Here is a 20,503-nt window from a genome sequence, read left to right as displayed (position 1 = left end):
CGTACCGGCCCCGGAAACGCCGAAGGGCGGCACTCCGGCAGGAGTGCCGCCCTTGGCGGAATGACTCGAATCAGTTCTGGTACGAACCGAGGTCGAAGTCGTCGAGCGGGACCGACTGACCGGTGGACGGGCCGAAGTCGTAGTCGTACGACTCGTAGCCGACCATCGAGTACATCGCGGCCTTCGCCTCCTCGGTGGGCTCCACCCGGATGTTGCGGTACCGGTCCATGCCGGTGCCTGCCGGGATCAGCTTGCCGATGATGACGTTCTCCTTCAGACCGACCAGCGAGTCGGACTTGCCGTGGATCGCGGCCTCGGTGAGGACGCGGGTCGTCTCCTGGAAGGAGGCGGCCGACAGCCACGACTCGGTCGCCAGCGAGGCCTTGGTGATCCCCATCAGCACCGGACGGCCCGAGGCCGGCGTGCCGCCCTCGGCGACCACCCGGCGGTTCTCCGCCTCGAACATGATGCGGTCCGCGAGCTCACCCGGCAGCAGCTGGGCGTCGCCCGACTCGATCACCGTGACCCGGCGCAGCATCTGCCGGACGATGATCTCGATGTGCTTGTCGTGGATGGCCACACCCTGCGACCGGTACACCTCCTGGACCTCGTCCACCAGGTGCTCCTGCGCCTTGCGCACACCGAGGATCCGCAGTACCTCCTGCGGGTCCGGCGTACCCTGCGTCAGCTGCTGGCCGACCTCGACGTGCTGACCTTCCTCGATCAGCAGGCGGCCACGCTTCGACACCGGGTAGGCGACCTCCTCGGACCCGTCGTCCGGGGTGAGCACCAGCTTGCGGGTCTTGTCGGTGTCCTCGATCGAGATCCGGCCGGCCGCCTCGGAGATCGGCGCCTTGCCCTTGGGCTGCCGGGCCTCGAACAGCTCGACGACACGCGGCAGACCGTGGGTGATGTCATCACCCGCGACACCACCGGTGTGGAAGGTACGCATGGTCAGCTGCGTACCCGGCTCACCGATGGACTGGGCCGCGATGATGCCGACCGCCTCGCCGATGTCGACCGGCTTGCCGGTCGCCAGCGAACGGCCGTAGCACTTCGCGCAGGTCCCGGTCTTGGCGTCGCAGGTCAGCACGGAGCGGACCTTGACCTCCTGCAGCCCGGCCTCGACCAGTACGGCGATCGAGACGTCGCCCAGGTCGCTGCCTGCCTCGAGTACGACGTTGCCGTCCGGACCGATCGCGTCGGTCGCCAGCGTCCGTGCGTACGCGCTGGTCTCGACGTTCTCCGCGTGCACGACCTTGCCGTCCGGACCGGGCTCGCCGATCTTCTTCGGCAGGCCCCGCTCGGTGCCGCAGTCCTCCTCGCGGATGATCACGTCCTGCGAGACGTCCACCAGACGACGGGTCAGGTACCCCGAGTCGGCGGTCCGCAGCGCGGTGTCGGCCAGACCCTTCCGGGCGCCGTGGGTGGCGATGAAGTACTCGACCACCGACAGGCCCTCACGGAAGTTGGACTTGATCGGCCGGGCGATGATCTCACCCTTCGGGTTGGCCACCAGGCCACGCATACCGGCGATCTGCCGGATCTGCATCATGTTGCCCCGGGCGCCCGAGTGGACCATCATCCAGATCGGGTTGGCCTTCTCGAAGTTCTCCTCCATCGCCTTGCCGACCTCGGCGTTGGCGCCGGTCCAGATCTCGATCAGCTCCTGCCGCCGCTCGGACGAGGTGATCAGGCCTCGCTCGAACTGCTTCTGGACCTTCTCGGCCTGCGACTCGTACCGGGCCATGATCTCCGGCTTGGACGGCGGCGTGCTGAAGTCGTCGATCGACACGGTGACACCGGACCGGGTGGCCCAGCGGAAACCGAGGTCCTTCAGCGCGTCCAGGCAGTTGGCCACCTGGACCTTGGAGTACCGCTCGGCCAGGTCGTTGACGATCCCGCCCAGCTGCTTCTTGCCCACCTCGACGTCGACGAACGGGTAGTCCGCCGGCAGCGTCTCGTTGAACAGCGCCCGGCCCAGCGTGGTCTCCAGCGAGAACCCACCGCCGTCCAGCTCGGTCGCACCGGCCGGCAGCGCGGCCTCGTCCAGGCGCAGCGTGATCTTGGCCTGCAACGACAGCTCGTTGCGGTCGAACGCCATCAGCGCCTCGGCCACCGAGCTGAACGCCCGGCCCTCGCCCAGCGCGCCCTCCTTCAGCATGGTCAGGAAGTAGATGCCGATGATCATGTCCTGGGTCGGCATCGTGACCGGACGGCCGTCGGCCGGCTTCAGGATGTTGTTCGTCGACAGCATCAGGATCCGGGCCTCGGCCTGCGCCTCGGCCGACAGCGGCAGGTGCACCGCCATCTGGTCACCGTCGAAGTCCGCGTTGAACGCGGAGCAGACGAGCGGGTGGATCTGGATCGCCTTGCCCTCGATCAGCTGCGGCTCGAACGCCTGGATACCCAGCCGGTGCAGGGTGGGCGCGCGGTTCAGCAGCACCGGGTGCTCGGTGATGACCTCTTCCAGCACGTCCCAGACCTGGGCGCGCTGGCGCTCGACCATCCGCTTGGCGGACTTGATGTTCTGCGCGTGGTTGAGGTCGACCAGCCGCTTCATCACGAACGGCTTGAACAGCTCCAGCGCCATCGCCTTCGGCAGACCGCACTGGTGCAGCTTCAGCTGCGGGCCGACGACGATCACCGAACGACCGGAGTAGTCGACGCGCTTGCCGAGCAGGTTCTGCCGGAAGCGGCCCTGCTTGCCCTTGAGCATGTCGGACAGCGACTTCAGCGGCCGGTTGCCCGGGCCGGTGACCGGACGGCCACGGCGGCCGTTGTCGAACAGCGCGTCGACGGCCTCCTGCAGCATCCGCTTCTCGTTGTTGACGATGATCTCCGGCGCGCCCAGGTCGAGCAGACGCTTGAGCCGGTTGTTCCGGTTGATCACCCGGCGGTACAGGTCGTTCAGGTCCGAGGTGGCGAACCGGCCACCGTCGAGCTGGACCATCGGGCGCAGGTCCGGCGGGATCACCGGGACGCAGTCCAGCACCATGCCCATCGGGCTGTTGTTGGTCTGCAGGAACGCGGTGACGACCTTGAGCCGCTTCAGGGCGCGGGTCTTGCGCTGGCCCTTGCCGGTCTTGATCGTCTCGCGCAGGTTGTCCGCCTCGGCCTTCAGGTCGAAGGTCTCCAGCCGGCGCTGGATCGCGGCGGCGCCCATCGCGCCCTCGAAGTACTTGCCGAACCGCTCCTTCATGGCGCGGTAGAGGATCTCGTCGCCCTCCAGGTCCTGGACCTTCAGGTTCTTGAACCGGGTCCAGACCTCGTCGAGGCGGTCGATCTCCCGCTGGGCGCGGTCACGCAGCTGCTTGACCTCGCGCTCGGCGCCTTCCTTCACCTTGCGGCGGACGTCGGCCTTGGCGCCCTCGGCCTCGAGCTGCGCCAGGTCCTCCTCGAGCTTCTTCATCCGCTGCTCGATGTCGTTGTCACGACGGTTCTCGAGCTGCTTGCGCTCCACGTCCACCCGGCCCTCGAGCGAGGTCAGGTCGCGGTGCCGCGCCTCCTCGTCGACGTCGGTGATCATGTACGCCGCGAAGTAGATGACCTTCTCGAGGTCCTTCGGGGCGAGGTCGAGCAGGTAGCCGAGCCGCGACGGGACACCCTTGAAGTACCAGATGTGGGTGACCGGCGCGGCCAGCTCGATGTGGCCCATCCGCTCGCGGCGCACCTTGGAGCGGGTGACCTCGACGCCACACCGCTCGCAGATGATGCCCTTGAAGCGAACGCGCTTGTACTTACCGCAGTAGCACTCCCAGTCCCGGGTGGGACCGAAGATCTTCTCGCAGAACAGACCGTCACGCTCGGGCTTGAGGGTCCGGTAGTTGATCGTCTCGGGCTTCTTGACCTCGCCGTGCGACCACTGACGGATCTCGTCCGCGGTGGCCAGGCCGATCCGAAGCTCGTCGAAGAAGTTCACGTCGAGCACGATGTGTTATCTCCCGATAGTAAAGATGGTCTGAGTGAGTTGTGTGTTGATCTCAAGCGGCAACCCGCTCAGACCTCTTCAACGCTGTTCGGCTCGCGCCGGGACAGGTCGATGCCCAGTTCCTCCGCGGCACGGAAGACGTCCTCCTCGCTGTCGCGCATCTCGACCCGGCTTCCGTCGGACGAGAGCACTTCCACGTTCAGACACAGGGACTGCATTTCCTTGACCAGAACCTTGAAGGACTCCGGGATACCCGGCTCCGGGATGTTCTCGCCCTTGACGATCGCCTCGTACACCTTGACCCGGCCGACCACGTCGTCGGACTTGATCGTCAGCAGTTCCTGCAGCGCGAAGGCGGCACCGTAGGCCTCCAGGGCCCACACCTCCATCTCGCCGAACCGCTGACCGCCGAACTGGGCCTTACCACCCAGCGGCTGCTGGGTGATCATCGAGTACGGACCGGTCGAACGCGCGTGGATCTTGTCGTCGACCAGGTGGTGCAGCTTCAGCATGTACATGTAGCCGACACCGATCGGCTCCGGGAACGGCTCACCCGAACGGCCGTCGAACAGCCGGGCCTTGCCGGTGCTGTCGACCATCCGGACGCCGTCGCGGTTCGGCAGCGTGGAGCCGAGCAGGCCGGTGACCTCCTCCTCCTTGGCGCCGTCGAAGACCGGGGTGGCGACATTCGTCATTGGGGCGGCGGAGCCGGCGCCGATCTTGATCAGCCGCTGGGCCCACTCCTCCTGGTTCTCCCCGTCGATCTCCCAGCCGCGGCTGGCGACCCAGCCGAGGTGGGTCTCGAGCACCTGGCCGACGTTCATCCGGCCGGGCACGCCCAGCGGGTTCAGGATGATGTCGACCTGGGTGCCGTCCTCGAGGAACGGCATGTCCTCGACCGGCAGGATCTTGGAGATGACGCCCTTGTTGCCGTGCCGGCCGGCCAGCTTGTCGCCGACCGAGATCTTCCGCTTCTGGGCGACGTACACGCGGACCAGCTGGTTCACGCCCGGCGGCAGCTCGTCGCCGTTGTCGCGGTCGAAGACGCGGACGCCGATGACGGTGCCGTTCTCGCCGTGCGGAACCTTCAGCGAGGTGTCGCGGACCTCACGGGCCTTCTCACCGAAGATCGCGCGCAGCAGCCGCTCCTCCGGGGTCAGCTCGGTCTCGCCCTTCGGGGTGACCTTGCCGACCAGGATGTCACCGGTGGTGACCTCGGCGCCGATCCGGATGATGCCGCGCTCGTCCAGGTCGGCCAGCATCTCGTCGGAGACGTTCGGGATGTCCCGGGTGATCTCCTCCGGACCCAGCTTGGTGTCCCGGGCGTCGACCTCGTGCTCCTCGATGTGGATCGAGGTCAGCAGGTCCTGCTGGACCACGCGCTGGCTGAGGATGATCGCGTCCTCGTAGTTGTGGCCCTCCCACGGCATGAAGGCGACCAGCAGGTTGCGGCCGAGCGCCATCTCGCCCTCGTCGGTGCAGGGACCGTCGGCCAGCGGCGAGTTGACCTCGACCCGCTGCCCGGCGTCGACCAGCGGGCGCTGGTTGATGCAGGTGCCCTGGTTCGACCGGCGGAACTTCGCCAGCCGGTAGGTCTGGTACGTGCCGTCGTCGGCGGCGATCTCGATCAGGTCGGCCGAGACCTCCTTGACCACACCGGCCTTGTCGGCCACGACCACGTCACCGGCGTCGACCGCACCGCGGTACTCCATGCCGGTGCCGACCAGCGGCGCGTCCGCGGTGATCAGCGGAACGGCCTGGCGCTGCATGTTGGAGCCCATCAGCGCGCGGTTGGCGTCGTCGTGCTCGAGGAACGGGATCATCGCGGTCGCCACCGACACCATCTGGCGCGGCGAGACGTCCATGTAGTCCACGTCCTCGGTCAGCACGAGCTCGACCTCACCGTGCCGCCGGCGGACCAGCACCCGGTCCTCGGCGAACCGGTTCTCGTCGTTCAGCGCGGCGTTCGCCTGCGCGATGACGAACCGGTCCTCCTCGTCCGCGGTCAGGTAGTCGACCTGGTCGGTGACCTGGCCGTCGATGACCTTGCGGTACGGCGTCTCGACGAAACCGAACGGGTTCACCCGGCCGTAGCTGGCCAGCGACCCGATCAGGCCGATGTTCGGGCCTTCCGGGGTCTCGATCGGGCACATCCGGCCGTAGTGGGACGGGTGCACGTCGCGGACCTCGAAGCCGGCCCGCTCGCGGCTCAGACCACCCGGGCCGAGCGCGTTCAGCCGGCGCTTGTGGGTCAGGCCCGCGACCGGGTTGGTCTGGTCCATGAACTGCGACAGCTGGGAGGTGCCGAAGAACTCCTTCAGCGCCGCCACCACCGGACGGATGTTGATCAGGGTCTGCGGCGTGATCGCCTCGACGTCCTGGGTCGTCATCCGCTCCCGGACCACCCGCTCCATCCGGGCCAGGCCGGTGCGGAGCTGGTTCTGGATCAGCTCGCCGACGGTGCGCAGCCGGCGGTTGCCGAAGTGGTCGATGTCGTCTTCCTCGACCACGATCTCACCGGTCGGGGCAGGCAGCTCGGTCTTGCCCTCGTGCAGCGCGACCAGGTACTTGATCGTGGCGACGATGTCGTCGATCGTCAGCACCGCGGTGTCGTGCGCCTCGTCGCGGCCGAGCTTCTTGTTGATCTTGTACCGGCCGACCTTGGCCAGGTCGTAGCGCTTGCCGTTGAAGTAGTAGTTGTCCAGCAGCGCCTGCGCGGCCTCGCGGGTCGGCGGCTCGCCCGGACGCAGCTTGCGGTAGATGTCGAGCAGCGCGTCGTCCTGGCCCGAGGTGTGGTCCTTCTCCAGGGTGAGCCGGATCGACTCGTAGTCGCCGAACTCCTCCAGGATCTGGGCGTCGGTCCAGCCGAGCGCCTTCAGCAGCACGGTGACGTTCTGCTTGCGCTTGCGGTCGAGCCGGACGCCGACCATGTCGCGCTTGTCGACCTCGAACTCCAGCCACGCGCCGCGCGACGGGATCACCTTGGCGGTGAAGATGTCCTTGTCCGAGGTCTTGTCCGGCGTGCGCTCGAAGTACACACCGGGCGAGCGGACGAGCTGGGACACGACGACCCGCTCGGTGCCGTTGATCACGAAGGTGCCCTTGCGCGTCATCAGCGGGAAGTCACCCATGAAGACGGTCTGGCTCTTGATCTCGCCGGTCTCGTTGTTCATGAACTCGGCCGTGACGAACAGCGGCGCGGAGTAGGTGACGTCCCGCTCCTTGCACTCGTCGACCGTGTTCTTCGGCGGCTCGAAGCGGTGGTCGCGGAACGACAGCGACATGGTGCCGCTGAAGTCCTCGATCGGGGAGATCTCCTCGAAGATCTCTTCCAGGCCACTGGGGCCGGACAGGTCCGACCGGCCCTCGGCCTCGGCGGCGGCCACCCGGGCCTGCCAGGTTTCGTTGCCGACCAGCCAGTCGAAACTGTCCACCTGCAGCGCAAGCAGATCCGGAACCTCGAGAGGCTCGGAAATCTTGGCGAAGGAGATGCGGCGGGAGCCGGAAACGTCGGAAATGCTGTCGGACTGGGGGTTGCGCGAGGCGACCAAGGGGCGTCCTTCCACGGGCTCGCAAAGAATCACTTCGGTGCTGGGAGCGCACGCCGAACCGCCCCAGTCAAGTCGAGACCCGAAGCCAGGGTGGGGTAAAGGCAGCGCAAAGCAATAGGCTACCCGATCAGGGCAAGCCTGTCCAGTGCGGCCCGATACTATGCCTTCGGACCACCCACTCCGTCAAGGGATCGACCCGGGTTCTCCAGCGGGTCTGCAGAAGATCCTTGCCCGCGAGCCGCCCGGCACGTCCTGTCCGGAGTCACAAAGAGACTACAGTCCGGCGATCTCCTGGACCAGCCATTGATCGCCGTTTCGGACCATCGTGAACCGGGTCCGGTTCAGATCGACCCGGGGCTTACCCTCCGTGATCCTACTGGTCGTTGTCTGGTTGACGAAGATGATCAGCGTGACCCGGTCGGCGTTGCCGTCGCGGACCCCGACCTCGCGGACCTCGGCGCGGACCGTCGCCTTGGTCTTGGTGGCCAACTCGCCGGCCACCTTGGCGGTCTCGTCGAACTTCCCGGCGAACTCCGGGGTCATCGTCGCCCGCGCCGCGGAGAAGCTTTTGTCCAGGTCACGGTAGTCGTAGCTGAGCGCGGTCTCGGCCGCCTTGCGCCCGGCCGCGGCGGCCTGGTCGCGGGCGTCCTCGGCCTGCTTGCCCTGCCACGCCTTCACGCCGAGCACCGCCGCGAAGGTGAGCACCAGCACTACGAGGACGCCGAGCAGCGCCGACAGCGCACCACCCAGCGATCGACTCTCTTCATCACTTTCCGTAGCCGAAACGGCGTCCTCGACCACCTCTTCAGGGGCGTCTGGGGCCTCGAGTGTGGTCGGGGTCACTTCCTCTTCGACGGTTTCCGGGGCCTTCGTTGTCACTTCAGCCGGAGCTTCGACGGCCGGCGCCTCGACGGCTGGGGTACGGCGCTGACCCGCGATGCGCGGGCGGCTGCGAGGACGGTCCGGCATCAGCCCACCGCCTGCAGGTCGGCGGTCAGCCAGCGGTCCTGCTCGCGGACCAGGTCCAGCTTGATCCGGTACCGGCGCTGCACGCCCTGGGTCGAGGCGGTGTTCGTGACCACCGCGTCCACGATCACCAGGACCTGGGCGGAGTCCTTGTCGTTCGAGACCACCGCGGCCTCCTTCACGTCACCCTTGGAGGTCGCCTTGTTGGTCTGCACCTCGGCCTTCACCACGTTCAGCCCGGCCTGGAACTCCTGCTTGAACTGCCCGGTGGAGTCGTCCAGCACCCGCTTGGTGTCGGCATCCCAGGTCTTGTAGTCGTACGTCGTGAAGTCGAGCGCCAGCTGCCGGGCCGCCTTCATCGCGCCTTCGCGCTCGGTCTTGTCCTCGCTCTGCCGGTTCAGCGCGACGATCGAGAGGGTGGCGGCGGCCAGCGCGACCACCAGCACGACACTGAGCGCCCAGGCCAGGATCAACGGGCCGCGCTTGGAGTTGCTTACAGTCACTTGCCGGTCACCGGTCCGAGGATGAGGGCTTTCCAGGAGTCGCTGCCGAGCAGGTCGGCCTGGCCGCCGGTCGAGCCGAGCACCAGTTCCGGCATTCCGCCGGAGCCGCCCGCGACTCCGGTGGCCGGGTCGTACCCGACGCCGTACCCGGTCCGGTTCAGCGAGCGGGAGGACGGGCTCGGCTTGTTCTGGGCACCGCGGACGTTCACGCCGGACGACGGGTTCGCGGTGCAGGCGGCCTTGGTGTTGGCCGGCTTGTTCGCGGTCTCCTGCGGGATCCGCTTGTCGGTCCCGCCGTACCCGGCCCGGCAGGCGGCCGGGTCGAGGCCGAGCACCAGGCCGAAGTGCGCGTCGTAGTGCCCGGTCCCCTTGTCCTTGGCCGGTACGACGTACCCGCCCATCGACACCGCCGGGTACACCACCAGCAGCTGCTCGACGGCGTCCAGCCGGACCGCGGTCAACTCGTTCACCGTCAGGAGGTTACCGAGCAGCACCGCGACGTCCGCACGGTTCTCCTGGATCAGCGCTGTGACCTGGGTCGACGCGCCGGAGCCCTGGTCGATCACCTGGCGCAGGTTCGCGTCGGAGCTGACCAGGGTGTCGGACAGCAGGGCGAGGTTCTTCGCCCAGGTCTTGATCGCGTCGCCGCTGGCCACCTGGGTGGCGAGCACGGTGTCGCCGTCGTTGATCAGCTTGATCGTCTGCAGGATGTTCGCGTCCGCGTCGTCGATCAACTTGCCGGAGTTGTCGATGATCCGCTGCAGGTCGGTGCCGCGGCCCTTGAGCGCCGCGCCGAGCTCGCGCACCGTGGTCCGCAGGCTCTCCTTGTCGACCGAGTTCACCAGCTGGTCGAGGTTCAGCAGCAGCTCGGTGGTGTCGATCGGGACCGCGGTGTCCTCGCGGGCGATCCGCGAGTTGTCCTGCAGGTACGGGCCGCCGTCGCGACGCGGCTGCAGGTCGACGTACTGCTCGCCGATCGCGGACCGGTTCGCGACCACTGCGACCAGGTCGTTCGGGATCTTCACGCCCTTGTCGATCTGCAGGTTCACCTGAACGCCGTCGGACAGCAGGTCGAGGTCCCCGACCCGGCCGACCGGCTGGCCGCGGTACGTCACCTCGGCGCCGGAGAAGATGCCGCCGGACTCGGCGAAGCTGGCGCTGACGGTGTAGTCGTCGTCGAACAGCAGCTTGTCGATCTGGGCGTACTTGCCGCCGACGTAGGCGACGCCGACCACGGTGATCAGCAGGAACACCATCAACTGGATCCGGACCGTTCTGGTGATCACTTCGCCACCCCCGGCATCAGCACCTTGGCCAGCTCGGGATCGAAGCCCGAGCGGTTCAGTGTCGGCGTGCAGACCGGCAGGCCGAGGACCGTCGTACACGTCGTCCCCGCGCCCGTCGGCACCGGCAGCGACGGCAGGCCGCCCGTGGTCGGGTTGTGCAGCGGAATGCTCAGCCCGGCAGTCGGGACGGCCGTCGGCCCTACGGTCGGCAGGTTCACGCCGAGCAGGCTCTGCAGGGCCTTCTGGGTGTTGACGTCCAGTGTGATGCCCAGGTTGGTGAAGTCACCCTGGACGGCCTTCGCGGCGGCGTCCGGGAACGGGTAGGTGAACAGCAGCTCGAGCGACTTCGGCAGGTCCTCCCCGGCCTGGGCCAGCTTGGTCAGGATCGGGTACAGCGACTGCAGGTTGGCCACCAGGTCCTTCTGCGACGCGGTGATCACCCGGGTGGCCGTGTTGCCCAGGGTCGCCAGCGCCTGCAGCGTCTTCACCAGGGCCGCGCGCTGCTTGTCCAGGGTCGCGATCGACTTCGGCAGCGAGTCGATCGCGGTCGCCAGCGTCGCCTTCTGCGCGTTCAGCTTCTTGGCCAGCGCGTCGACGGCGGCGATCGCGGTGACGATCCGCTGCTTGTTCTGGTCCAGGGTGCCGACGAACGTGTTCAGCTGGGTGAGCACGCTGCGGATGGCCGGCTCGTTGCCGGTCAGCGCCTTGTTCAGCTCCTGGGTGATGATCTGGAGCTGGGCCACGCCGCCGCCGTTCAGCAGCAGCGAGAGCGCGGACAGGACTTCCTCGACCTCGACGTTGCTGGTGGTCCGCGACAGCGGGATGACCTCGCCGTTGTCGAGCTTTCCGCGCGGCTGCTCCGACCCGGTCGGCGGCGACAGCGAGACGAACTTCTCGCCCAGCAGGCTGGTCTGCCGGATCGTGGCCAGCTCGTTGTCCGGGAGCTCCAGACTCTTCGGCAGCCGGATCCGGACCTTGGCGACGTACCCGTCCAGCCAGACCTTCTCGACCATGCCGACGGTGACGTCGTCGACCTTCACCGTCGACTTCGGCACCAGGTCCAGGACGTCGGCGAACTCGACAGTGACCGTGTACGACGGCCCCTTGATCTTGGCGCCACCCGGCAACGGCAACGAGTACACGCTGAAGTCGCACCCGGTCAGCAACATGGCCATGCCGAGCAGTCCGGCGATCAGTGCCCCACGCCGGCCGTGGTTCGAGCGATTGTGGTGTCCAGGTGCGTGCATCGCGGTGGCGGAGGGGAGGCCTCGATGTGGTTTCATCGTGGCCTTTCCTCCGCTGCCGCGAGGTGCGTGCCTGGGCGCCAGAAGCGCCGAAGCACGGCCGGCGTGGGGCACTTGCGTCGTACGGCCTCTCATCGGACCAGGCCTCCCAGGGTCGGGTCGACCGGGTCTGGGCTCGACAGCTTCGGGGCCGGCGGTGCGGCCCACGGCGTACCGGCCGGGCCACCGCTGGCCGGGGCGCCGCCGCTGAGCTGGCTCAGCAACGGCAGCTTGGCGAGGGCGTCGAAGACCGGCTTCAGCGCCGTACAGGTCGACATCGGCCGGTTCACCTGGCGCAGGAGCGAACAGATGAAGTCCGCCGGGTCGTCGAGCTGGGCCATGTTCAGCCGCTGGTCCAGCGTCCCGTACTGCGGGTTGTAGACCCGGGCCAGGTTGCCGAGGCCGAGCGGTGCAGTGTCCAGCACCTCCGCGATCGCGGCCTTCTCCTTGACCAGGATCTGCGACAGGTCGGTGGCGCTGGAGATCGTCGTCTTCAGCAGCGCCCGGTTGTCCTTCACGAACGTGGCGACCTCGCCGAGGGCCGTCGCCAGCAGCGACAGCGCCTTGGCCAGGTCCTGGCGTTCACCGGCCAGCGTGGTCGAGGTGGCGGCGAAGTTGGTGTTGAACTGCCGGACCAACTGATCGTTCGCGGCCAGCGCGGACACGAATGTCTGCAGCTGGCGGATCGTGGCGAACAGGCTCTGCGAGTTGCCCGCCAGTGTGCCGGTCAGCTTGGACACGTCGGTGATGGTCTGGTTCAGCTTGGCGCCCTGGCCGTTCAGGTTCTTCGCCGAGACGTCGAGCAGCCGCGACAGTGCGCCCTGGTCGTTCGCGCCCTTCGGGCCTAGCGCCACGGACAGGTCGTTCAGGCTCTGGTAGATCTGGTCCAGCTCCAGCGGTACGGCGGTCCGGTCGATCGGGATCTCCGCGCCGTCGGCCATCACGTCGCCCTTGGAGTACGCCGGCGTGAGCTGCAGGTACCGGTCGGCGACAATCGACGGCGCCGCGATCACGGCCTTCGCGGTGGCCGGCACCTTGTGCTTGGCCTCCCACCAGAACTTCACCCGCACGGTCCGCCCGGCCGGGGTGACGCTCTCCACCTCGCCGACCTTGATGCCCAGGATCCGCACGTCGGAGCCGGGATAGACCGACACCGCCCGCGGGAAGTACGCCGTCGCGCTCACCCGCTCGGGGTTCGGCCAGAGCGAGATCACGCTGACCGCGACGATCACCAGGACCACCGCGATCGCGACCAGCCGGGACAACGACTGGATCTTCATCAGCCGCCACCTCCCAGGATCGGCGGCAGCCCGGGAATCGGGACCGCCGGCGCCGGGATCTCCGGGACCGGGACCAGGTTCTGCAGGTAGACGTCGAACCACGGCCCGGTGCCGAGCGTGTTGGTGAAGACCCGGACGAACGGCGCCAGGCCCTTGATGCTGGCGTCCAGGTCGTTCTGGTTCTTCAGCAGCACTGCCAGTACGGCGTTCACCTTCTGCAACGTCGGCGCCAGGTCGTTGCGGTTCTCCCGGACCAGCGCGGTGATCTGCGCGGACAGCTTCTGGGTCGACACCAGCAGCTGGTGGATCAGCGCCCGCCGGGCCTGCACGGCCTGGAACACGGTGTTGCCGTCCTTCATCAGCTTGATCAGCTGCTGGTTGCGGTCGGCAAGGACCTTGGTGACCACGTTCGAGTGCTGCAGCAGCAGCTTCAGCTGCTCGTCGCGCTTGGCCACGTTCCGGGACAGCCGGGACAGGCCGGTCAGCGACGCCTGCACCTCTTCGGGTGTGTTCTGGAAGGTCGTCGACAGCGTGTCCAGGGCCCGGGCCAGCTGGGCGGTGTCGATCCGCTCGGTGGTGTTCGCGAGGTCGCTGAAGGCATCCACGACGTCGTACGCCGAGATGGTCCGGGCCAGCGGGATCTCGGCGCCGGCCTTCAGCTGACCGTCGCCGGCCGGAGTCAGCTTGAGGTACTTCTGCCCGAGCAGCGTCTTGATCTTCATCTCCGCGCCGGTCTGGTCGCCGAGCCTGACGCCCTTGTCCACCACGAAGTCGACCCGGACGTGCGTGCCCTCCAGCTCGACCTTGCGGACCTGCCCGACCCGGACCCCGGCCACCCGGATCTCGTCGTTCGGCTTCAGGCCGCCGGCCTCGGAGAACTGTGCGGAGTACTTGGTCCCGCCGCCGATCAGCGGCAGGTCCTGCGCCTTGAACGCGGCCAGCATGATCAGCCCGAGCACGGTCAGGCCGATGACGCCGACGGTCACCTGGTTCTGTTCGCGGAAGGGCTTCACGGCTTCTGGCACCTCGCCGAGTTGTTGTCGTAGGCAACCGGGATGCGGGTGCCGGTCGGCAGCGTGACGTTGCCGTCGAAGTTGCACAGGTAGAAGTTGAACCAGGAGCCGTACGACGCGGTCCGGGTCATCGTGTTCAGCTTCTCCGGCATGTTCTGCAGCGTCTTCACCCAGATCGACTGGGTGTCGTCGAGCGTGGACGCGACGGTGCGGAGCCGGTCCAGGTCGGCCTTGAGCGGCACCCGGGTCTGCTGCAGCAGGCCGGCCGTCTTGGTGTTCAGCGAGTTGATCGAGCCGACCGAGTTCAGGATCGGGTTGATGTCCTGGCTCAGGCCGGTGATGAACTGCTGCAGGTTCACCAGCAGCTGGGAGAAGTTCTGCTGCCGTTGCGAGACGATCTGCAGCGTCGAGGTCAGGTTGGTGATCAGGTCGCCGATCACCTGGTCGGCGTCGGCCAGCGTGGTGGTCAGCGAGGCGGTCCTGGCCAGCAGCGACTCGATCGTGCCGCCCTCGCCCTGCAGCACCTTGATCACCTCGAAGGCGAACTGGTTCACATCCGCCGGGGTGAGCGCGGTGAACAGCGGCTTGAACCCGTTGAACAGCACCGACAGGTCCAGCGCCGGCGTGGTCCGCTCCTTCGGGATGACGCCGTTCGACTTCAGCCGCTCACCGCCGCCGACGCCGTCGGTCAGCGCGATGTAACGGTTGCCGACCAGGTTCCGGTACCGCAGCGTCGCGTGCGTGGAGGCGTCCAGGACCTGGTCGGAGTCGACGCTGAACGTCACCATCGCCAAGGTGTCCTGATAGAGGGCGATCTTGTCGACCTGGCCGACCTTCACGCCCGCGATCCGGATGTCGTCGCCCTTGTTCAGCCCGACCGCGTCGGTGAACACGGCCCGGTACTTCGTGGTCGGGTTGAAGCTGATGTTCCCGATCGTCACCGCCAGCAGCGCGGTCGCGATCGTGGTGACGACGACGAAGATCGCCAGCCGCACGGTGTCGAAGGTGGTCTTCCGGTCCAGGATCTTCACTTCAGGTTCACCTGGCCTCCGCGCAGCAGGGGCCCGACCATCAGCGTGGTCAGGTCCGGCACGTCCTCCGGCGCGACGCCCAGCTCCGGGCCGACGACCGAGTCGATGACCTTCTGCTCAGCCGGGGTGCCGACGCCCTGGGTGTCCATCGCGAAGCCCGGCATCGCGCGGTTCAGCTGGAGATTGAGCGGGAAGCGCTGGTTCTTGTTGTGGTCGCCGATCACGCCGTCCTCACCGGTGATGTACGGCGCCGGGTTCTCCTGGGTGTACGGACCCGGCTTCTCCCCCGGGTGGCTGTAGTTCTTCCCGACGCAGGTCGGCCCCCGGTGGTCGTCGTACGCCGGGAGCTCGTTCGGCTCGTACGGCGTCGGCTGGTTGGTGATGATCTCCAGGTTGATGTTCAGCCTGCCGTCCCGGAACGTGTCGTTCAGGATCGGCGCGGTGTCGGTCATCACCTCGAGGAAGCACGGGAACTCCGGCGAGTACCGCTCCAGCAGGTCCAGCACCGGCCGGCTCACCTCGCCGAGCCGGATCACGCGGTCCTCGTTCTCCTTCAGGAAGGTGTTCCCGGTCGAGGACAGCCGCTGGACGTCGACGAAGAACTGCTGCAGCTGGACCTGCTTCTCCACCACGGTGTTCCCGGTGACGGTCAGGTTGCGCAGCGCGCGGACGAGGTCCGGCGTGGCGTCACCGTACAGCTGGGAGACCTGGGTGAGCTTGGTCAGCGCCGCCATCAGCTTCGGGACGTTCGGGTTCAGCTTCTTCAGGTACGCGTCCAGCTGGGTCAGCGTGCCGGCGATCTCGGTGCCGCGGCCCTCGAGCGCGGTCGCGAGGGTGTTCAGGGTGGCGTTCAGGTCGGCCGGGTCGACCGCCTGCAGCAGCGGCAGGGCGTCGTTCAGCACCTTCTCGATCTCGATGCCGACCGCGGTCTTGTCCCGCGCGATCACGTCACCGGCCTTGATGTGCCGGCCCTGCGCGCCGGTCGGCGGGACCAACGCAACGTACTTCTCGCCGAACAGCGTCTTCGGCAGGATCCGGGCGCTGACCGCGCTGGAGATCTCGTCGATCTCCTCCGGCTTGAGGGACAGCTCGACGGTCGCCTCGTCGCCGTCGGTGGACACGCTGCGGACCTCGCCGACGATGATGCCGCGCAGCTTCACATCGGCGTGCTTGTTCAGCTGCAGGCCGATGTGGCTGGTCTTCAGCTCCACCTCGACGGTGTCGGTGAAGACCTTGGCGTAGAACGCGTACGTCAGCCAGAGCAGGAAGCACAGCACGCCGATGAACGCGACACCGAGCACCTTGTGGGACACCAGTCTGGTCATGACGTCACCCCGCCAGCCTGACGGTGGTCGTCGTACCCCAGATCGCCATCGACAGCAGCAGATCGACGACGTTGATCACGACGATGGAGGTCCGTACGGCGCGGCCGACGGCGACACCCACACCGGCCGGGCCGCCGGTCGCGTGGTAGCCGTGGTAGCAGTGCACCAGGATCACCAGGACGGCGAAGACGAGCACCTTCCCGAACGACCACAGCACGTCCCCGGGTGGCAGGAAGAGATGGAAGTAGTGGTCGTAGGTGCCGGTGCTCTGGCCGTAGAACATGGTCACGGTGAGCCGGGTGGCGAAGTACGAGGCGAGCAGGCCGACCACGTACAGGGGGATCACCGCGACCAGGCCGGCGATGATCCGGGTGGTGACCAGGAACGGCAGCGACGGGATCGCCATCACCTCGAGGGCGTCGATCTCCTCGCTGATCCGCATCGCGCCGAGCTGGGCGGTGAACCCGCAGCCGACGGTCGCGGCCAGCGCGATGCCGGCGATCAGTGGGCCGATCTCACGGGTGTTGATGTAGGCGCTGACGAACCCGGCGAAGGCCGAGGTGCCGATCTGGTTGAGCGCCGAGTAGCCCTGCAGGCCGACCTCGGTGCCGATGAAGAAGGCCAGAAAGGTGATCACGCCGACGGTGCCGCCGATCACCGCGAGCGCGCCGGTGCCGAGCGTCACCTCGGCCAGCAGCCGGATGATCTCCTTGCGGTACCGGGTGATCGACTTGCCGGACCAGGCCAGCGCCTTGAGGTAGAAGGCGAGCTGCTCACCCAAACGATCGAGTGAGTTGAGTGGCTTCTTGACCAGCGTGTCCACCAGGGCCGACATGTCAGGCCCCCTTCGGCGGGACGAGCTGGAAGTAGATCGCCGTCATCGCGAAGTTCGCGACGAACAGCAGCATGAAGGTGATCACGACGGACTGGTTCACCGCGTCGCCGACACCCTTCGGCCCGCCGCCCGCGTTCATCCCCTTGTACGACGCCACAACCGCAGCGATGAACCCGAACACCAGGGCCTTCGCCTGCCCCTGCCACAGGTCGGGCAGATGGGCGAGCGCGGTGAAGGAGGCTATATAACTGCCTGGTGTCCCGTCCTGGAGCACGACGTTGAAGACGTAGCCGCCCATCACGCCGACGACGCTGACGAAACCGTTCAGGAAGAACGCGACCAGCATCGTCGCCAGCACCCGCGGCACCACCAGCCGCTGGATCGGGTCGATGCCGAGCACCATCATCGCGTCCAGCTCCTCGCGGATCTTCCGCGCACCGAGGTCGGCGCAGATCGCCGAGCCGCCGGCGCCGGCGATCAGCAGCGCGGTCGCGATCGGCGACGCCTCCCGGACCACGGCCAGTACGGCGGCCGACCCGGTGAAGGCCTGGGCGCCGAACTGCTTGATCAGACCGCCGACCTGCAACGCGATCACCGCGCCGAACGGGATCGCGACCAGCGCGGTCGGGATGATCGTCACGCTGGCCACGAACCAGGCCTGCTGAAGGAACTCGCGCAACTGGAACGGCCGCCGGACCGAGGCCCGGGCGGTGTCGAGAGCGAAGGAGAAGAGCGAGCCGGCGTGCTTCAGCGGGGCGGTCGCAGAAACAGTCACGTCGCTCCCACCACATCTGGGGCGAAGGATCCCGGCGGCGGGGAGACGCCGTTGTCGCGGCACCACTCACCGGCCGGGCGTTGCGTCGGCCGGATCAGGCCGCTGCTCGGCAACTGCTGCAGCGGGATCGGGGGCAGCGGCGGCAGCTCCTGGTCGGCCTCCCGGGCGAGCTCGTCGGCGTCCTTCTCCTCGGACATGCCGATCGGGCCGACCCGCTGCGCGTTCAGGAACTGGCGAACCACCGGCTCCTCGCTGGACAGCAGCATCTCGCGCGGGCCGAACATCGCCAGATGCCGGTGGTACAGCAGGCCGATGTTGTCCGGCACGGTTCGCGCGGTGTTGATGTCGTGGGTGACGATCAGACAGGTCGCCTGGGTCATCTCGTTCAGGTCGATGATCAGCTGGTTGAGGAACGCCGTACGCACCGGGTCCAGGCCGGAGTCGGGCTCGTCGAACAGCAGGATCTCGGGCTCCAGCACCAGCGCGCGGGCCAGGCCGGCCCGCTTGCGCATGCCGCCGGAGATCTCGCCGGGCAGCTTCCGCTCCGCGCCGACCAGGCCGACCATCTCCATCTTCTCCATCACGATGGAGCGGATCTCGGCCTCGGACTTCTTGGTGTGCTCGCGCAGCGGGAAGGCGACGTTGTCGTAGAGGTTCATCGAGCCGAACATCGCGCCGTCCTGGAACAGCACGCCGAACAGCTTGCGGATCTCGTACAGCTGCCGCTCGCTGCAGGTGGCGATGTCGGTGCCCTCGATGTGGACGTGGCCGCGGTCGGGCTTGAGCAGGCCGATCAGCGTCTTGAGGAATACGGACTTCCCGGTTCCGGAAGGGCCCAGCATCACGCAGATCTCACCGGCGGGCAGCGTCAGGGACACGTCGCCCCAGATCAGCTGGCTTCCGAAGGACTTGGTCAGACCTTCGACGCGGACTTCTACGCCCACCGGTCCTCCTCACGGGATGTCTGTCAGGCCCCGAACCGACGACGTTCTGCCAGGTCCAACGACGGGCAGTGGCCTAGGTTACGCACGAGTACGGTTTTGCGTAACCCCCGCATGTCAAGCGACGGTGACCAATGCGTCACGCTCCGGTCACACCGATCACGGTGTGTTGATCGGTGGACACCCTGTGCTGATCGCCACGCGGCCCGAGTGATCCTAGCGGTACCGCGAGATCTGTCCGGAATGCGGCCCGAAAGTTAGCGTCGATCCAGGGACATCGCCTGCCCGAGGAGGGGACGGATGAGTATCGAACGAAGGACATTCCTGAAGGGAAGCGCGGCGGTGGCCGGCGGCGTGCTCGCCGGCGGGCCGTTCCAGGGGTTCGTGGCACAGCAGGCGACGGCGGCGCCCGCCGTGCGGTCGCCCGCGCTGCAGGCGATCCCGGACCTGCGCGACGGCAAGGTCCGGCTGCACCTGCCGGAGGGGTTCGCCTACCGGTCCTTCCACGACACCGAATTCCCGGTGGTGCTGAACGACGGAACCAACCTGCCCGGCCGGCACGACGGCATGGGCGCGTTCAAGCGGCGCAACGGCAACATCGTGCTGGTCCGCAACCACGAGCTGAACAACCCGGGCGCGCCGTTCGGCCCGGGGACGCCGTACGACTCGATGGCGCAGGGCGGTACGACGACGATCGAGGTGACCCTGCACGGCCAGGTCGTCGAGGCGTTCACCAGCCTGAACGGCACGATGATGAACTGCAGCGGCGGGATCATGCCGTGGGGCAGCTGGGTCACCTGCGAGGAGACGGTCAACGGTCCCGACGTCGGACCGGACTTCACCGGGGTCTCCAATGTGCCGCTGACCAAGCCGCACGGGTTCGTCTTCGAGGTGCCGGCCCGCGGCCAGTCCGACCGGCAGCCGATCACGCATGCCGGCCGGTTCGCCCACGAGGCGGTGTCCTTCGATCCCAAGGACGGGTACCTCTACCTGACCGAGGACAACTTCGCGTTCCCATCGGGGTTCTTCCGGTACCGCCCGCCTCGGCACCCGATGAAGCACGGGCGGATCGAGGACGGCGGCCGGCTGCAGATGCTCGCCGTCAAGGGCCGCCCGAACCTGAACCTGGCCGCCGAGCAGCCGCAGCGGGCGACGTACGACGTGACCTGGGTCGACATCGACGACCCGGCGCCGAGCTTCCCGTACACCCCCGGACAGACCGCGCCGACGACGAACGACCAGGCCCTCGTGTACGTCGGCGACCAGGGTCGTGCGCAGGGAGCGGCGTACTTCTCCCGGCTGGAAGGACAGGTGTACGACAACAACGTCGTCTACTTCACCTCGACACAAGGCGGCGGCGCGGCGGAGACCGGGCCCGACTCGGTCGGTGGTTACGGCAACGGCTTCGGCCAGGTGTGGGCGTACCACACGCGGGCACGGAAGCTGCAGTTGATCTTCCAGTCGCCGAACCGGGCCACGCTGGACTTCCCGGACAACGTGACGACCAGCAAACGCGGGACTCTGGTGCTCTGCGAGGACAACACCGAGGACAACTACCTACGCGGCCTGTCCCGCGGTGGGCAGCTGTGGGACATCGCGCTGAACCGGCTGACCAGCAGCACCGGCGTGGACCGGTCCGGTGACGAGTTCGCCGGGTCGACGTTCAGCCCGGACGGGCACACGCTGTTCGTGAACATCCAGGCCAGCCGCGGGATGACCTTCGCCATCTGGGGACCGTGGCACCGCATCGGCGTCTGACACTCGAAGACGACATCCTCGTCTG

The 20,503-nt window shown here is 67.6% G+C and carries 14 protein-coding genes; 1 reads left to right on the top strand and 13 read right to left on the bottom strand.

The features are described 5' to 3' along the window. Positions 1-70: 70 nt before the first annotated feature. The 13 genes from AB0H36_RS24585 to AB0H36_RS24525 all read right to left on the bottom strand — a co-directional run bounded on the left by AB0H36_RS24585 (position 71) and on the right by AB0H36_RS24525 (position 18,723). Positions 71-3,931, bottom strand: coding sequence for a DNA-directed RNA polymerase subunit beta' (locus AB0H36_RS24585; protein ID WP_360527710.1), 3,861 nt, complete (start codon positions 3,929-3,931; stop codon positions 71-73). Positions 3,932-3,999: 68 nt separating this feature from the next. Beyond that, entirely contained in the window at positions 4,000-7,482 is a 3,483-nt protein-coding gene (gene rpoB, locus AB0H36_RS24580) for a DNA-directed RNA polymerase subunit beta (RefSeq protein ID WP_360527707.1), read from the bottom strand. Between the two features lie 273 nt (positions 7,483-7,755). After that, the gene (locus AB0H36_RS24575; RefSeq protein ID WP_360527704.1) at positions 7,756-8,451 is read right to left on the bottom strand and encodes a hypothetical protein; all 696 of its coding nucleotides are present in this window, start codon (positions 8,449-8,451) and stop codon (positions 7,756-7,758) included. Further along, entirely contained in the window at positions 8,451-8,951 is a 501-nt protein-coding gene (locus AB0H36_RS24570; RefSeq protein WP_360527701.1) for a hypothetical protein, read from the bottom strand. Before AB0H36_RS24570 ends, AB0H36_RS24575 begins: the two co-directional genes overlap by 1 nt. Then, entirely contained in the window at positions 8,948-10,237 is a 1,290-nt protein-coding gene (locus AB0H36_RS24565) for an MlaD family protein (RefSeq protein ID WP_360527698.1), read from the bottom strand. Before AB0H36_RS24565 ends, AB0H36_RS24570 begins: the two co-directional genes overlap by 4 nt. Then, positions 10,234-11,520, bottom strand: coding sequence for an MCE family protein (locus AB0H36_RS24560; RefSeq protein WP_360527695.1), 1,287 nt, complete (start codon positions 11,518-11,520; stop codon positions 10,234-10,236). Before AB0H36_RS24560 ends, AB0H36_RS24565 begins: the two co-directional genes overlap by 4 nt. Positions 11,521-11,612: 92 nt before the next feature. After that, complete coding sequence (locus tag AB0H36_RS24555; RefSeq protein ID WP_360527692.1) at positions 11,613-12,800, bottom strand: MCE family protein; 1,188 nt, start codon at positions 12,798-12,800, stop codon at positions 11,613-11,615. Next, a complete protein-coding gene (locus tag AB0H36_RS24550) occupies positions 12,800-13,813 on the bottom strand; it encodes an MCE family protein (protein WP_360527689.1) in 1,014 nt (337 codons plus the stop codon). The genes AB0H36_RS24555 and AB0H36_RS24550 overlap by 1 nt, the downstream gene beginning before the upstream one ends. Next, on the bottom strand, positions 13,810-14,844 hold the full coding sequence (locus AB0H36_RS24545; RefSeq protein ID WP_360527686.1) for an MCE family protein: 1,035 nt from the start codon (positions 14,842-14,844) through the stop codon (positions 13,810-13,812). The genes AB0H36_RS24550 and AB0H36_RS24545 overlap by 4 nt, the downstream gene beginning before the upstream one ends. Continuing rightward, positions 14,841-16,169 (bottom strand): MCE family protein, encoded by a 1,329-nt coding sequence (locus AB0H36_RS24540; RefSeq protein WP_360527684.1) that lies wholly within the window; start codon positions 16,167-16,169, stop codon positions 14,841-14,843. Before AB0H36_RS24540 ends, AB0H36_RS24545 begins: the two co-directional genes overlap by 4 nt. Before the next feature lie 4 nt (positions 16,170-16,173). Next, a complete protein-coding gene (locus AB0H36_RS24535; protein ID WP_360527682.1) occupies positions 16,174-17,004 on the bottom strand; it encodes an ABC transporter permease in 831 nt (276 codons plus the stop codon). Position 17,005: 1 nt separating this feature from the next. Then, the gene (locus AB0H36_RS24530; RefSeq protein ID WP_360527679.1) at positions 17,006-17,779 is read right to left on the bottom strand and encodes an ABC transporter permease; all 774 of its coding nucleotides are present in this window, start codon (positions 17,777-17,779) and stop codon (positions 17,006-17,008) included. After that, positions 17,776-18,723 carry an ABC transporter ATP-binding protein gene (locus tag AB0H36_RS24525; protein ID WP_360527676.1) on the bottom strand — a complete coding sequence of 316 codons (948 nt, stop codon included), beginning with the start codon at positions 18,721-18,723 and terminating at the stop codon, positions 17,776-17,778. Before AB0H36_RS24525 ends, AB0H36_RS24530 begins: the two co-directional genes overlap by 4 nt. A 297-nt stretch (positions 18,724-19,020) precedes the next feature. On the opposite strand from AB0H36_RS24525, the gene AB0H36_RS24520 reads away from it, so the two are divergent. Further along, on the top strand, positions 19,021-20,478 hold the full coding sequence (locus AB0H36_RS24520; RefSeq protein ID WP_360527673.1) for an alkaline phosphatase PhoX: 1,458 nt from the start codon (positions 19,021-19,023) through the stop codon (positions 20,476-20,478). The last annotated feature ends 25 nt before the right edge of the window (positions 20,479-20,503 follow it).

It is taken from the genome of Kribbella sp. NPDC050820 (assembly GCF_040653975.1).
In the GTDB taxonomy this organism is placed as follows: domain Bacteria; phylum Actinomycetota; class Actinomycetes; order Propionibacteriales; family Kribbellaceae; genus Kribbella.
This window is presented reverse-complemented; position numbering and strand designations above follow the sequence as displayed.

Excerpts from the sequence above, each read along its gene's own strand:
- AB0H36_RS24560 (WP_360527695.1), bottom strand. The coding sequence starts at position 11,520 with ATGAAACCACATCGAGGCCTCCCCTCCGCCACCGCGATGCACGCACCT.
- AB0H36_RS24555 (WP_360527692.1), bottom strand. The coding sequence starts at position 12,800 with ATGAAGATCCAGTCGTTGTCCCGGCTGGTCGCGATCGCGGTGGTCCTG.
- AB0H36_RS24575 (WP_360527704.1), bottom strand. The coding sequence starts at position 8,451 with ATGCCGGACCGTCCTCGCAGCCGCCCGCGCATCGCGGGTCAGCGCCGT.
- AB0H36_RS24520 (WP_360527673.1), top strand. The coding sequence starts at position 19,021 with ATGAGTATCGAACGAAGGACATTCCTGAAGGGAAGCGCGGCGGTGGCC.
- AB0H36_RS24535 (WP_360527682.1), bottom strand. The coding sequence starts at position 17,004 with ATGTCGGCCCTGGTGGACACGCTGGTCAAGAAGCCACTCAACTCACTC.
- AB0H36_RS24540 (WP_360527684.1), bottom strand. The coding sequence starts at position 16,169 with ATGACCAGACTGGTGTCCCACAAGGTGCTCGGTGTCGCGTTCATCGGC.